The sequence below is a fragment of the Streptomyces sp. NPDC050560 genome (genome assembly GCF_044457285.1).
Classification (GTDB): domain Bacteria; phylum Actinomycetota; class Actinomycetes; order Streptomycetales; family Streptomycetaceae; genus Streptomyces.
Window position 1 is genome coordinate 200,702 of record NZ_JBITGT010000007.1, and the last position, 13,198, is coordinate 213,899.

General features: G+C 74.0%; 12 protein-coding genes and 1 pseudogene. 7 read left to right on the forward strand and 6 right to left on the reverse strand.

Features of this window, described 5'->3' with window-relative positions; genetic code table 11:
- The first annotated feature begins 285 nt into the window (after positions 1 to 285).
- From ACIBIW_RS17940 to ACIBIW_RS17950, 3 genes are all read left to right on the forward strand, one after another.
- A complete protein-coding gene (locus ACIBIW_RS17940; RefSeq protein WP_399337122.1) occupies positions 286 to 1,638 on the forward strand; it encodes an NtaA/DmoA family FMN-dependent monooxygenase in 1,353 nt (450 codons plus the stop codon).
- Positions 1,639 to 1,685: 47 nt separating this feature from the next.
- Positions 1,686 to 2,282, forward strand: coding sequence for an NADPH-dependent FMN reductase (locus ACIBIW_RS17945; RefSeq protein ID WP_399337124.1), 597 nt, complete (start codon positions 1,686 to 1,688; stop codon positions 2,280 to 2,282).
- Positions 2,283 to 2,372: 90 nt separating this feature from the next.
- Positions 2,373 to 3,311, forward strand: coding sequence for a LysR family transcriptional regulator (locus ACIBIW_RS17950; protein WP_399337126.1), 939 nt, complete (start codon positions 2,373 to 2,375; stop codon positions 3,309 to 3,311).
- A gap of 257 nt (positions 3,312 to 3,568) precedes the next feature.
- Here the strand turns inward: ACIBIW_RS17950 and ACIBIW_RS17955 are convergent, their stop codons facing one another.
- Both ACIBIW_RS17955 and ACIBIW_RS17960 read right to left on the reverse strand, forming a co-directional pair.
- Complete coding sequence (locus tag ACIBIW_RS17955; RefSeq protein ID WP_399337128.1) at positions 3,569 to 4,423, reverse strand: lanthionine synthetase LanC family protein; 855 nt, start codon at positions 4,421 to 4,423, stop codon at positions 3,569 to 3,571.
- Positions 4,424 to 4,554: 131 nt separating this feature from the next.
- Positions 4,555 to 5,070 (reverse strand): annotated as a pseudogene (locus tag ACIBIW_RS17960) (lanthionine synthetase LanC family protein); the annotation flags it as partial.
- Between the two features lie 159 nt (positions 5,071 to 5,229).
- Here ACIBIW_RS17960 and ACIBIW_RS17965 point away from each other — a divergent pair.
- Positions 5,230 to 5,688 carry a hypothetical protein gene (locus tag ACIBIW_RS17965; RefSeq protein WP_399337131.1) on the forward strand — a complete coding sequence of 153 codons (459 nt, stop codon included), beginning with the start codon at positions 5,230 to 5,232 and terminating at the stop codon, positions 5,686 to 5,688.
- Positions 5,685 to 6,122, forward strand: coding sequence for a winged helix-turn-helix domain-containing protein (locus ACIBIW_RS17970; RefSeq protein ID WP_399337133.1), 438 nt, complete (start codon positions 5,685 to 5,687; stop codon positions 6,120 to 6,122). The genes ACIBIW_RS17965 and ACIBIW_RS17970 overlap by 4 nt, the downstream gene beginning before the upstream one ends.
- On the opposite strand, the gene ACIBIW_RS17975 is transcribed toward ACIBIW_RS17970, so the two are convergent.
- From ACIBIW_RS17975 to ACIBIW_RS17990, 4 genes are all read right to left on the reverse strand, one after another.
- A complete protein-coding gene (locus ACIBIW_RS17975) occupies positions 6,107 to 6,418 on the reverse strand; it encodes a hypothetical protein (RefSeq protein WP_399337135.1) in 312 nt (103 codons plus the stop codon). The genes ACIBIW_RS17970 and ACIBIW_RS17975 overlap by 16 nt on opposite strands.
- Positions 6,419 to 7,037: 619 nt before the next feature.
- Positions 7,038 to 9,428 (reverse strand): ATP-binding protein, encoded by a 2,391-nt coding sequence (locus ACIBIW_RS17980; RefSeq protein WP_399337137.1) that lies wholly within the window; start codon positions 9,426 to 9,428, stop codon positions 7,038 to 7,040.
- A complete protein-coding gene (locus ACIBIW_RS17985) occupies positions 9,421 to 10,032 on the reverse strand; it encodes a DUF6879 family protein (RefSeq protein WP_399337139.1) in 612 nt (203 codons plus the stop codon). The genes ACIBIW_RS17980 and ACIBIW_RS17985 overlap by 8 nt, the downstream gene beginning before the upstream one ends.
- Positions 10,025 to 10,294, reverse strand: a complete 270-nt coding sequence (locus ACIBIW_RS17990) for a hypothetical protein (protein WP_399337141.1) — start codon at positions 10,292 to 10,294, stop codon at positions 10,025 to 10,027. The genes ACIBIW_RS17985 and ACIBIW_RS17990 overlap by 8 nt, the downstream gene beginning before the upstream one ends.
- A gap of 219 nt (positions 10,295 to 10,513) precedes the next feature.
- On the opposite strand from ACIBIW_RS17990, the gene ACIBIW_RS17995 reads away from it, so the two are divergent.
- Both ACIBIW_RS17995 and ACIBIW_RS18000 read left to right on the forward strand, forming a co-directional pair.
- Positions 10,514 to 11,173: a TetR/AcrR family transcriptional regulator gene (locus tag ACIBIW_RS17995; protein WP_399337143.1), complete on the forward strand. Its 660-nt coding sequence runs from the start codon at positions 10,514 to 10,516 to the stop codon at positions 11,171 to 11,173.
- Between the two features lie 81 nt (positions 11,174 to 11,254).
- A complete protein-coding gene (locus ACIBIW_RS18000) occupies positions 11,255 to 13,171 on the forward strand; it encodes an alpha/beta fold hydrolase (protein ID WP_399337145.1) in 1,917 nt (638 codons plus the stop codon).
- Positions 13,172 to 13,198: the final 27 nt, after the last annotated feature.

A 13,198-nucleotide genomic window follows, 5' to 3' on the forward strand; every position in this document is an offset into this window, starting at 1 on the left:
ACACATTCCCGGGTGGCGGGGTCGGGCGGCGGTCGGGCCACGGCGCCCGCGCGGGGGCGGGGCACGGCGCCCGGCGGGGGCGGGGCGGCCGACACCGCGCGCCGCCGGTTCAAACGCGGCGGGCCAGTAGTTCGGCTCATCCCAGCCATCAGCAGAACGTGCCTGGTCGGCCCGCGGTGGGCGGCCTAACGTCGGCCACAGGCGGGGTCCGCGGCGCGGCAGCCCGAAGGACCCGCCCCGTACGACGTGCCTGCCGCGCACCGCGGCCCTCCGGGAGGATGCTCGATGACTGGTGAGTCCCCTTCGATGATCGTGACCGCGGCCCTCATGCACGGCCTCGGCATGCACACCGGCGCCTGGCTGGCGCGCGACGGCGCCGCCGACGACCACCTCTCCGCCGCGCTCTACAAGGACATCGCGCGCACCGCGGAGCGCGGCGGTCTGCACGCCCTCTTCCTCGCCGAGCAGATGACCAACCAGGAGGTGGGCACCGAGCGCCCCTGCGGCGCCCTCGACACCGCGACCGTCCTCGCGCTGATGGCGGGCGTCACCGAGCACATCGGCCTCGTCGGCACCGCGTCCACCACCTACAACGAGCCGTACGAGCTGGCGCGCCGCTTCGCCACCCTCGACCACCTCAGCGGCGGGCGGGTCGGCTGGAACTCGATCGCCACCCAGAACCCCACCGTCGTCGAGCAGTTCGGCGGCGGCGAGAGCCTGGACCACGAGCAGCGCTACGCCCGCGCCGACGAGTTCATCGACGTCGTACTGCGGCTGTGGGACAGTTGGGAGCCCGACGCCCTCGTCGGCGACAAGGACGGCGGTGTCTTCGCCCGCGAGGACGGCGTCCACGAGATCGGCCACACCGGCCGGTACTTCTCCGTGCGCGGCCCGCTGCCCTTCCCCCGCACCCCGCAGGGCCGGCCCGTCATCTTCCAGGCGGGCTCCTCGCCGCGGGGCCGCGACCAGGCCGCGAAGTTCGCCGACGTCGTCTTCACGGCGCAGCACCTGCTCAAGGACGCCGTCGACTTCCGCTCCGACATGCGCGCCCGCGCCGCCGCGTACGGGCGCGACCCCGACTCCATCAAGATCCTCCCGGGCATCTCCCTCGTCCTCGGCGCCACCATGGAGGAGGCGCGGCGCCGCAAGGAGCGCCTTGACGAGGTCTTCGGCACCGGGCCCAACCTGCGCAAGCTCGCCAAGCGGGTGGGCCTCCCGGTGGCGGCGCTGGTGCTCGACGAAAAGTTCCCCGCCCATCTCCTCGGCCCCGATGAGGAGTTCAAGGGCTCCATCGGGTTCCGCCGCAGCATCGTCAACCTCGCCGTCGAGAAGAGCCTGACCGTACGCGAACTCATCGCCGAGTACGGTGGCGGCCACCACCAGGTCGTCGGCACCCCCGAGCAGGTCGCCGACGACATGCAGGAGCGCATGGAGGCGGGCGCGGCCGACGGCTTCACCCTCATGATCGACATGCTGCCGTCCGGCATCCACGACGTCGTCGACCTCCTCGTGCCCGAGCTGCGCAGGCGCGGACTCTTCCAGGACGGCTACCCGCACACCACCCTGCGGGACTCCCTCGGCATCGGGCCCGCCCGCCCCGCGCCCACCGCCGCCGGGGCCGCCGCCCCCGCGGCGTGACGCACGCCGCGCACCGACACCACACCACCGCGGAAAGGGTCACCACCATGAGCGACGACGTTCCCACCGTGCTCGGCATCGGAGGCACCCTCCGGCCGGGCTCCACCTCCGAGCAGGCCATGCGCCTCGCGCTGCGCGCCGCGGCGGAACACGGCCTTCGCACCGAGTGCATCGTGGCCGCCGACCTGGAGTTCCCCATGTACGACCCCGGTACGAGGCCGCTGTCGGCCGGTGCGCTGCGGCTCCTCGACGCCGTGCGGCGCGCCGACAGCCTCATCGTGGCGACGCCGGGGTACCACGGCGGCACGTCGGGGCTGCTGAAGAACGCGCTCGACCACCTCCAGGAGCTGGCCGGCGACCCCGAGCCCTATCTGCACGGCAAGGCCGTCGGCTGTGTCGTCAGCACCGCGGGCTGGCAGGCGGGGGTCACCACCCTCACCTCGCTGCGCTCCACCGTGCACGCGCTGCGCGGCTGGCCCACCCCCCTCGGTGTCGTCGTCAACTCCTCGGCGAAGCCGTTCCTGGCGGACGGGGAGGCCGCCGACCCCAAGGTGGCCGAGCAGTTGGCGGCGCTCGGCGAGCAGGTCGCGACCTTCGCGGGCGGCAGGCGCGCTTCGAGCGCCCCCACGGCCGCGGCGGCCTGACCCGCCGCCCGCCGCACCGTCCGGCGCGTCGTCCCGCCGCCGCGCCGGGCACAGCGGCGAACATGGCCGTGGCCGGGGCAGGTCCCGGCGGTGGCAGAGGGGCGGTGGTGTGCGGTGCTCGACGTCAGACGGCTGCGGGTCTTCCTCACGGTCGTGGAGGAGGGCTCGTTCACCGCGGCGGCCCAGCGCCTCTACCTGACCCAGTCTGCCGTCTCCCAGCAGGTGGCGGCGCTCGAACGCGACCTGGGCACACCGCTGTTGCACCGCTTCGCGCGCGGGGTGCGCCCCACCCCGGCTGGCGAGGTGCTCGCGGCACGCTCCCGGGGCCTCTTCGGCGACCTCACCAGGATCGAGCAGGAGGTGCGCTCGCTCGGCGAGGGGCCCGCGGTGATCCGCCTCGGGGCGTTCGCCACGGCCGGGATCGAACTCCTGCCGCTCGCCCTGCGCACCTTCCGCTCCCGGCACCCCGACGTCGACGTCGCCCTCGGCGCGGCGCACGCCGACGCCCCGCACGCCGACCTGCGCGACGGCCGTCTCGACACCCTGCTCACCTGGGAGTACGACGTGGCGCCCCAGCCCGTCGAGAGCGGCCTCGCCCAGCGGCACCTGCCGGACGACCCGCTCAGGGTCCTGGTGCCGCACGACCACCCGCTCGCCCGGCGCGACACGGCGGCGCTCGACGAACTCGCCGCCGAGCGGTGGATCGTGCGGGCCCACCGCGCCCCGTACGCCGACGCCCACGAGACCATGTGCAGGATCGCCGGGTTCGAGCCCGAGGTGGCGTTCAGGACCGACGACTACCAGTCCCTCCAGGGCCTGGTCGGCGCGGGCCTCGGGGTGGCCCTGGCCCCCGCGCTCTCGCTCTCCCCGCACCGCGACGACGTACGGGTGCTGCGCCTCACCGCACCCGTCTTCGCCCGCCGTGTCACCGCGCTGACACTGAGCGAGCCGCCCACCGGCACGCCGGTGCGCGACCTCCTCGACATCCTCTGCGAGACGGCACGCACCTTGCTGCCGCCTCCCGGGTGACCGCCCTCCCGGGGGCGGCGCCCTCCGGGAGCGGCGCCCTCCGGGAGCGAACGGGGCGGCGGGTGTTCGTGACGCGGATTGCGGCATGTCCCGCCGGGCCGTGCGGTGGTGTGTCCCCGGGGCTCGCTGCCCCCGGGGCCGGGGCCCGGGCGTACGTACTCATGACGCCCCCTCAGGTGAGGGCGCGGCGCGGAACACCCCCGCGGGCCGCGGCCCCGCACCCGCCGGGCACCCGGCCACCAGTACGTACTCACCGGTCAGTTGGCGCCCGTGGCGGCGATCCGCACCGGCGGGTGGTCAGGCCAGGCGAACGCGTACAGGGGGTCGCCGCCGCGGCGGACGCGGGCGTAGCGGAGGAGTTCGCGGACGATGCCCGCGCCGCCCATCGACCAGCCGGTGTGGGGTTCGAGGACGCTGGGGGTGGCCCGGTGCTCCACGTTGGACCAGCGGGCGCCGTCGGTGCCGCGGTCCGCGCGTGCCAGCAGGTCCCCGACGAGTACGTCGGCGAAGTCCGGCGGGTCGTCCTGCTCGGCCATCCGGTCGCAGGCCAGCGCGAGCACGCCCGCCGTGCCGCAGCAGCGGCCGTTGTTGTCCCAGAAGCCGGGCCACATCCGCCGCGGCAGCCCCGAGCGGGTCACGGTGTGCCAGCAGCGGTCCGCGAGCGCGGGCCAGCGGGGGTCGGGGTCGGCCACGGAGAGCAGCCGGAACACCTGGGCGTCACCCGTGGGGCCGTGGCACCAGCCGTAGTTGTGGCGGGCGGTCATGGCCGGACTGTGCTGCGGGTCGGAGTGGGCGACAAGGAAGCCGTCGGGGCCCGCCTCGTCACGCGCCACCACGTCCGCCGCACCGGCCCGCGCCAGCTCCACCAGGTCGGCGCGGTCTGCGGCACGGCCGATGGTGTCGAGCGCGCAGACGACGCCGAGCGTGCCGTGCGAGACATGGTGGAAGCGCGCCACCGTGCCCGCGCACATCTCCCACTGCACACCCGCCGCGGTCTTCTCCGCCGCGCCGAGATAGGGCTCGACCGCGCGCACGGCCAACTCGGTGTCCCCGGCCGCCAGCGCGCCTGGGCCCTGTCCTGCCGGTCTTCGCGGGGCCGCGACGCCCGGCACCGCACCTCGCCGCGTTGTCGGAACGTCCACGTACGCCCAGTACGAGGACGATCCTCCGCCTTGCGATGCACGGCACCGGACGCCGCGACCTGTTCCACGAAGACCGACAGGACAGGACCTAGGCCGATGCCCGCGTTGCCCTTGAACAGCTCGAACCACTCGTTCCAGCGGGTCCCGTCGAAGCGCGCGCCGACCCGCGCGAGGGCGCGGTCGGCGGCGCTGTCCGCCTCCGTGCATCCCAACTCGGTCCCGACGGCCCGCAACACCACCGCGATGCCGGTGAGGCCGGTGTACAGGGCGTCGTCCTCGCAGTCCGCCACGGCCGGTGCCAGCGCCCGTGCCGTGCGGACCGCCGCGTCGGCGTACCGCTCGTCATCGAAGTGCCGCCACGCTTCGAGGAGCACCGGGACGACACCGGCGCCGCCCGCGGCGAAAGAGGGGTCGGGCGCGGCGTCGGAGGGCGTGGCGGGCCAGCCGAGCCCGCCCTCCCCGGTGTTCCGCGCCTGCGCGAGCAGCCAGCGCAGCCCCTCGGCCGCGGCCTCCTCCGCCTCGTCGGCCGCCCCGTGCCCCGCCGTCGTGTCCAACGCGCCGCCTCCCCGCCGTCCTCGTTGCCGCCAGTATCGTGCCGGGCCGCTCCCGCCCGTCAAGGCACCCCGCGACGGCGGCCGTTGCTCCTCCCCCGCGCGCCCTGCCTACTTGCCTGGGCGGAAAGTAGGTGTTACTTTCTCTGTAGGAAAGTACTCGCCCAAGGGGGAAAGACCATGCATAGTCCCAGCCCGGCCGAGGCTCGTGACGCTCTGGCGCGTGTGCGTGAGGTCCGTCGTGACACCGCGGAGTCGGTGCGTACGCCCTGGTGGTTGTGGGTTGTCGCCGCCGTCCTCGTGGCACTGGTCACCGCGGCGGAGGACCTGGACTCCGGCGCCCAGGGGTACGCCGGGCTCGCCCTCGGCGTCCTCTGCGTCGCGTGGGCCGTCGCGGGACGGCGCAGCCCGCGCGTCGCCGCCGTCTCCGGCACCCTGCACCGCAGCGCCCTGCCCGCGTACTCCTGGCTGCCCCTGCTGCTGATGGGGGTGGGCCTCGGCGTCCTCGAACTGCTGGCGGGACCGCCCGTGCACCGCTGGCTGACCGGCTCCGGAATGCCCGCCTGGGTGCGCGAGCACCCCCACACCACGGCCGCCGTGCCGTTCGCCGCCCTCTGTGCCGCGCTTGCGCTGCTGACCAGCGCGGTGGTGCGCCGTATGGCACGTCGCGCGGCGGACCGGTGAGCGCCGCGGACAGAGCCCGGGGCGCCGCGCCCGGCGGCGCCCCCGGCCTCGAACCGCTGCTGCTCGACCCGACGCGGCTGACCGTCGTCTCGCTGGTGTCCGCCACCCACTGGTGCGAGTTCGCCTTCGTCCGCGAGCACGCGGGGCTGAGCGACTCCGCGCTGTCCAAGCAGCTCACCACGCTCGGCGGCGCCGGGCTCGTCGAGATCCGCAAGGGCTACGTCGGCAAGCGGCCCCGCACCTGGGTACGGGCCACGGACGCGGGCCGCGACCGCCTCGACGCCCACCTCGACGCGCTCCAGCGCATCGCGGACCGGGCGAGGCAGGCCGGGGGGACCAGCCCCGCCACCGAAGACGCGGCGTCAGGGCCGGGCGCCACGCCCGGTCCCGGCGCCACGCCCAGGCCGGGCGCCTCGGATCACGCGGGGTCCTGAAGGTACGCGTCGACCCGCTGGCCGAGCCAGAGGTGGCCGCCCCAGGCGAGCGCGGCGAGCGCGGCCGCGGCCACCCCGCCCGCCAGCACGGCGCGGGCGCCTCCGCCGACCCGGTGGCGCAGCACCCCGCCGACGAGCGCCCACACCGCCAGCGTGACCGCCGGCACCCCGAGCACCAGGCACGGCAACTCCTGGTAGAGCAGGCCGAGATCGCGCTCGCCCTCGAAGCTCCCGCGCAGCCCGGGGCGCGCACCGCGCAGCCACACACAGAACCCGACCACCGCGGCAACGGCCACCACCAGACACCCGCCGCCCGCACCCATGCCACCCGTAAACCGCTCACGCTCTCTCACAACTCCGGGGACACCTGGGAGGAGGGGGGCGGTTCCCGGGGGGCCGTCGGGCGGTCGGGTGTTCAGGCGGGTCCGGTGGATCAGGTGGATCAGGTGGATCAGGTGGGTCAGGCGCGTCAGGCGCGTCAGACAGGTCAGCCGGTGGGCGTCGGCTCGGCGGCGCAGTTCTTCTTTCGCCCCCCCCCGCTCTTCTTCCGCTCTCCTTCTGCTCTTCTTTTGCCGGTCGCGGTAGGCGTTCGTGACCGCCTGTCTGCCGCAGCGGGTGCTGGCCGCAGCGGGTGCCGCAATGGCGGCCCGAGGAGTTCTTCACCGCCTCGCTTCTCAGCTACCTCACCCCCGACGCGCGCACCGCCTTCGCCGCCCAACCCCGCTAAGCGGGCAGGCACCGCCCCGTCGTCTGGGTCTTCGCCGAGTCCCCCGGCCTCCTAGCCACCGCCCCCTCCCTCCTGGGCCTGGGAGACCCCCGTACCTCCGCTGACTCGCCCCTTCGAGGGGGGAGCTGGACGAGTTCGGGTGGGTGTCGGGGAGGGGCAGGGCCGAGTGGTGCGGGCGGACGCGCCGCTCACCGCGCCTGTGCCTCCCCAGGCGGCTGCCCGAGGAGCGTGTCGCGCAGCCGCACCGCCCGTGGATCGGTGAACCCGGTGAGCAGCCGGGCCGCTTCCGTCCGCGCATCGGCCGCCTCTCCCGGCTCGGCCGCGCCGTCCAGGGCGTCGGCCAGGTGCGCCAGCGCCCGTGCGGTCTCCCACTCCTGCCCGAGGTCGCGGTACACGGCTGCCGCCCGGCGGTGGCAGTCGACGGCCTCCTGCGCCCGCCCCAGGGCCAGTTCTGCCTGCCCGAGACCGTCCCGGGCGGCGGCGAGGCGGGCGCGGTCGCCCAGGTCTTCCTGGAGTGCGGCGGCACGACGGTAGGAGTCGAGCGCCGGGCCGGGGTGGCCGGTGGCGCGCTGGGCGTCGCCGAGCACCAGCAGCCAGAAGCCCTCGGCTGCGGCGCTGCGGATCTCCGTGGCGATGTCCACGGCGCGCGCCGCGTGTGCCAGCGCGGTGTCGGAGTTCCCCGCCTCCAACTCCGCGGCGGCCAGCAGTCGCAGCGCGTTGCCCTCGGCGTGCCGGTCGCCGTGGGCCCTGAACACCTCGATCCCCCGCCGTAGCAGGCCGCCGACGTCGTCGGGGCGGCCGAGTTCCAGTTCCACCTGCGCCAGGTTGACCGCCACGCGAGGCTCCCAGAAGCCGTCGTCGAGCGCCGCGAACAGCCGTCGGCTGTCCTCCAGGGCGGCTCGCGCCCCGGGGAGGTGGCGGCGTCGGAGTTCGAGCAGGCCGAGGCCGTTGAGCGTCAATGCCTCGCCGAAGGTGTCGCGCAGGTCCCTGCGCAGCGCGAGGGCGGCCGCGTAGTGCTCGGCGGCAGCCACCGGGTTCTGGGACTGGGCGTGGGCCATGCCGAGACTCTCGTGCAGTTCGGCCTCGGCGCGCGGGTCACCGTCCCGCCCGGCGGCCTCCAGCCCGATCCGGGACGTGGTGAGCCATTCCTGGAACGGGTTGTTGGTCATGTAGACGGCACGCAGTACGACCGCGGACTGCCAGGCGATCCGGTCCATCCCGCCGCTCGCGGCGGCGCGCACGGCGGCAACCAGGTTGTCGCGCTCGGCCTCGTACCAGCGCATCGCCTCCGCCTCGTCGGCGAACCGCACCGTGGGCAGCGCACCGTCGGCGGGCACCAGGTCGACGCGGGGCTCGTGGGGCGCGACGCGTTCCTGTACGGCGTCCGCCGTGTGCAGGTACCAGGTCAGCAGCCCCCGCAGCGCGGCCCTGCGCTGCTCGGGGGGCTCCTCAAGCCGCGCCCGGTCGGCAGCGTAGGCGCGCAGCAGGTCGTGCAGGCGGAAGCGGTCGGTGGCGGTCTGCTCGACCATGTGCGCCGCGGCGGCGGAGTCGAGCAGGCGCCGGGCGGTGCGGACCCCGACTCCGGCCAGGGCCGCGGCGGCCACATCGCTGAAGTCGGGTCCTGGGTGCAGTCCGAGGAGCCGGAAGAGCCGGGCGGCGTCGGGCGGCAGCGCCCGATAGGACCAGGTGAACACGGGACGCACCGCCTCGGACTCCTCGTCGCCATCTGCCGACAGAACTTCCCACCGGCCTGTCTCGTCACGCAACTCGCCGATCAGATCCGCCAGGTGCATCAGCGGCCGCTCCGCCGCGCGTTCCGCAGCGATCCTGAGCGCCAGCGGGAGACGCGCGCACAGCGAGGCGAGTTCCGCCAGCCGGGCCGGGTCGTCCCCGTTCCGGTAGCCCGAGGTGGCGTCGCGCAGGAGGGCGACCGAGTCGTTCCGGCCGAGGACGTCCAGGGTGAGTCGCCGCGCCCCCTCGCGGATCGTCAGGCCGGGAAGCCGGTGTCGGCTCGTCACGAGGGCCAGGCAGTCGGGTGTCGCCGGCAGCAGGGGTCTGACCTGGGACGCGCCGACGGCGTTGTCGAGGACGAGCAGCATCCTGCGCCCGGCGAGCAGTGAGCGGAAGGCGGCGGCCATGTGCTCGCCGTCGGCGCTCACGGTGTCAGCGGACGCGCCCAGCACGCGCAGGAAGCGTTCCAGGACGCGCTCGTACCCGATCGGGGCCCCCGGGCCGTAGCCGTGCAGATCCGCGTAGAGCTGGCCGTCGGGGAAACGGTCGCGGACCGCGTGCGACCAGTGCAGCGCCAGCGACGTCTTGCCGACCCCCGCGGTTCCGGTCACCAGCAGCAGCCGTACCGGGGCTGCGCCGTCGTCGAGCAGGCGGTCGAGGGCGGCGCGCTCGGCGATCCGGTCGACGAAGCCCGCCCCGGCGAGCGGAAGTTGGTGCGGCGCCTCGGGCCGCCCGAGGCCGGCGGTCGGCGCGTGGAAGTGTATGCCGCCGTGCACGTCGTGAGCCTGCACCACGTCGCGGGCGCTCCCGGTGAGCGAGGAGCTGACCTCCTCGTGCGGCTCAGGCACCCGCTGGGGGTTCCGGTCCGGCCACCTCGCGGTCGAAGAAGGCGCCGACATCCTCTCCCAGTGCGTACAGCCCCTCGATCCGCGCTGCCACGGCGTGCCTGGTCGCCGAATCGACGTACCGCACGGCACCTTCCAGGGTGCCGTCCGCGCCGTAGCGGATCTCGTAGACGGTGTCGTCGTTCAGCGTGACCAACTCCGGTACGGCGCCTTCGCGTTCCTGGTCGGCGAGGTGCGCGGGACGGATGACGCGGATCAGCTCGCCGCACTCGGCCCGTACCCGGAGCAGGTGCAGCTCCCACCGGAGATACGGGGTCAGGGGCAGTTCCACTACACGGACCCGCAGCAGGCGGCAGCGGTGCCGCGCGGCGAGCCGGGACAGGTCGCTCAAGGCGGGGCGCTGGGCGTCGATCAGTCGCAGGGCCTCGTCCCAGTCCCCCAGGTCGAAGGCGTCCCAGCTCGCGTCGCCCGGCTCGCGGAAGTGCTGGCGGCGCTCCAGCTTCCAGGAGTCCCATCCGTCGACGGCGAAGTCCCGCTCGCGGAAGTCGTCGCGGTAGGCCCCGAGTCCCAGCCGTTGGCCGGGCACGGCGGTGAGCAGGTCACGCATCCCGGAGATGCGTCCTTGCTGCCAGCAGGGTGGCCCGCGGAATGACCACGAGCCGTTCGCTGCCGCCGATCACTGCTCCGTCGGGCAGCCTCGTGGAGTAGGCCGCCGTGAGGTCGCGGCCGATGACCGCGAAGTCGCCGTTGTCCAGCTCCCAGATGTCGGGGCAGCCGTCCCGGCCCCCGGTCGTGCCGAGTTCCGCCGGTGCGATGCCGACGCGCCTGATCAGCCGCGCCCGCGGATCGGCGTCCCATGCTCCGCTCATACGCCACCCCTGAGTAGCCATCCCGTCCGGTGACCCACCGTACGGATAAGGCAACGGTGCGTCCATACGCGTTCGCGGCACTCCACTGCCCGATCGAGCCACGGACACCGCCCTCCGCCCACCCCCGGCCGAACTTCTTCTGCGGCCGGGCTTGCCAGAGTGTCACTAAGTGACATAGTGTCGTTCTACGACATCGAGAGGGAAGGGTGGCGAGGCGGCATGGTGGCCGAGAAGCGGGCCGGGGGCGGGATGAGTGAGCAGCGGCGTGCGCGACTGCGGCTCGAAATCTCGCGGGAGGCTGCGCGCCTGTTCTGGGAGCAGGGAGTGGCCGCCACGAGCGGCGACCAGATCGCGGAGGCCGTGGGCCTGTCCACCCGGACGATCTGGCGGCACTTCCGCAGCAAGGAGAGCTGCGCCGAGCCGATCGTCATGCAGGGCGTCGTCACGCTGATGTCGATGCTCCGCAACTGGCCGCAGCGCAGCAGCCTTGAGGAGCACCTGGCGGCGGAGCTGATCAAGCTCAGCCAGGAGACGCCCCCCGTCGCCGTCAGCGACGAGATGCTCGCGATGAAGATGATCCGCCTCGCCGACACCGAGCCCGCGCTGCGCACGGCGTGGCTGATGGCCTGCGACCAGACCGAGCGCCAGATGTGCACGATCTTCGCCGAGCGCCTCGACCGTCCCGTCACCGACCTGGAGGTGCGGCTGCACGCCGCGGCCTCGGCCTCCGTCATAAGGGTCATGGACGAGTACATAGGAGCCGCCTATCTGGCGGGCGACGACATCTCCGAGTACATGGACCTGAAGCACGCCGCGCACCGCTACGCCGAGACGATCCGCCGGGTCACCGGCGGCGCCGTCGGCGACCCCGTCACCTGACGCCGCCGCGCCGCCACGGGCGCCGCCCGGCGCCCCGCCGGCCCGCAGACACGCCCTGACGATCCGAGAAGGAGTATCCCCATGTCCGCCCCGCACGAGGTTCCGCACCTCAGCGTCGAGCACTTTCTCGACGCCCCGGTCCGCACGGCCGCCTCGATCTCGCCGGACGGAAGCAGAATCGCCTACCTCGCCCCCTGGCGGAACCGGCTGAACGTGTGGGTGGAGAGCGTCGAGCCCGGCGGGGACGCCCGGCCTGTCACCGCCGACGCCGACCGCAGCGTGCAGATCTACCACTGGACGGACGACCCGCGCTGGCTGCTCTACGAGCAGGACGGCGAGGGAGACGAGAACTGGCACGTCCACCGCGTCGACCTGGACGACCCGGACGCCGGTGCCGTCGACCTCACCCCCTACCCGGGCGTCAAGGTGCTGAGCCTCGAACTGCCGGTCTCCCGCCCGGGCAAGGCCCTGATGCGGATGAACCTCAGGAACCGCCTGGAGTTCGACCTCCACGAGGCCGACATCGCCACCGGCGAGCTGACGATGCTGGCGCGCAACCCGGGCGACGCGGGCGACTGGCTGTGCGCGCCCACCGGGGAGCTGTACTCGTACAAGCTGCGGCGCGACGGGACCATGGAGTTCGCCAGGTGGGACGCCGAGGCGGGCACGGCGCGCGTGATCAGCACCGCCGACGGCACCGACTACCCGCTGGGCATCGCCCCCTTCGAGTTCACCCCGGACGGCAAGGGCGCCTGGATCGGCTCCAACCGCGACAGCGACAGGACCCGCCTCGTCAGGCTGGACCTGGCGACCGGGACGGAGACCGAGGTCGACAGCCATCACGCCTTCGACCTCGACACCCGCTCCACCGTCTTCCCGCAGGTGCCGTCACCGCTCATCCGCGACCGCGGCACGGGGGAGCTGATCGGCGCCCGCTACCTCGGCGAGCGCCAGGTCATCCACGCGCTCGACCCCCGCTTCGCCGAGGTGCTTGCACACCTGGAGAAGCTGTCCGACGGCGACGTGGGCCGGCTGTCGTCCGATGTGACCGGGCGGCACTGGGTGGTCGGCTTCACCCATGACCGCGACCCCGGCGCCACCTACCACTACGACCACGCCACGGGCGAGAGCAGGCTGCTGTTCCGGCCGCGCCCGCACCTCGTCCCCGAGCACCTGGCCCCCATGACGCCGGTCACGATCCCGGCGCGCGACGGCCTCCCGCTGCCCTCGTACCTGACCCTGCCCGTCGGCGCCGAGCCCGCCGGGCTCCCCCTGTTGCTGCTGGTCCACGGCGGCCCCTGGACCCGGGACAGTTGGGGCTACCACCCCCTGGCCCAACTGCTCGCGAACCGCGGCATGGCGGTGCTCCAGGTCAACTTCCGCGGCTCGCTCGGCTTCGGCAAGGCGTTCCTCAAGGCCGGTATCGGGGAGCTGGCCGGGAAGATGCACGACGACCTCGTCGACGCGGTCGACTGGGCGGTCGAGAAGGGGTACGCGGACAGGGACCGCGTCGCGGTCTTCGGCGGCTCCTACGGTGGCTACGCCGCCCTGGTCGGCGCCACCTTCACCCCCGGTGTCTTCGCCGCGGCGATCGACTTCTGCGGCATCTCCAACCTCGTCACCTTCCTGCGCACGGTCCCGGAGTTCACCCGGCCGCACCTGCTCAACAACTGGTACCTCTTCGCGGGCGACCCCGAGACCCCCGAGGGCGAGGCCGCACTGTGGGCGCGCTCGCCGATGAGCCGGGTGGACCGGATACGCGCCCCGCTCATGGTGATCCAGGGCGGCAACGACGTACGCGTCGTCAAGGCCGAGTCCGACCGCATCGTCGAGGCGGTGCGCGAGCGCGGCATCGAGGTCGAGTACCTGGTGAAGGACGACGAGGGCCATGGCTTCGCCAACGCCGAGAACGACATCGAGGTGTTCCGCGCCGCCGAGCGCTTCCTCGCCCGCCACCTGGGCACGGGGACCGCCACCAGCCCGGCCGCCGCGGAGTAACGGACCGCAACATCAGCACCCTGCCGT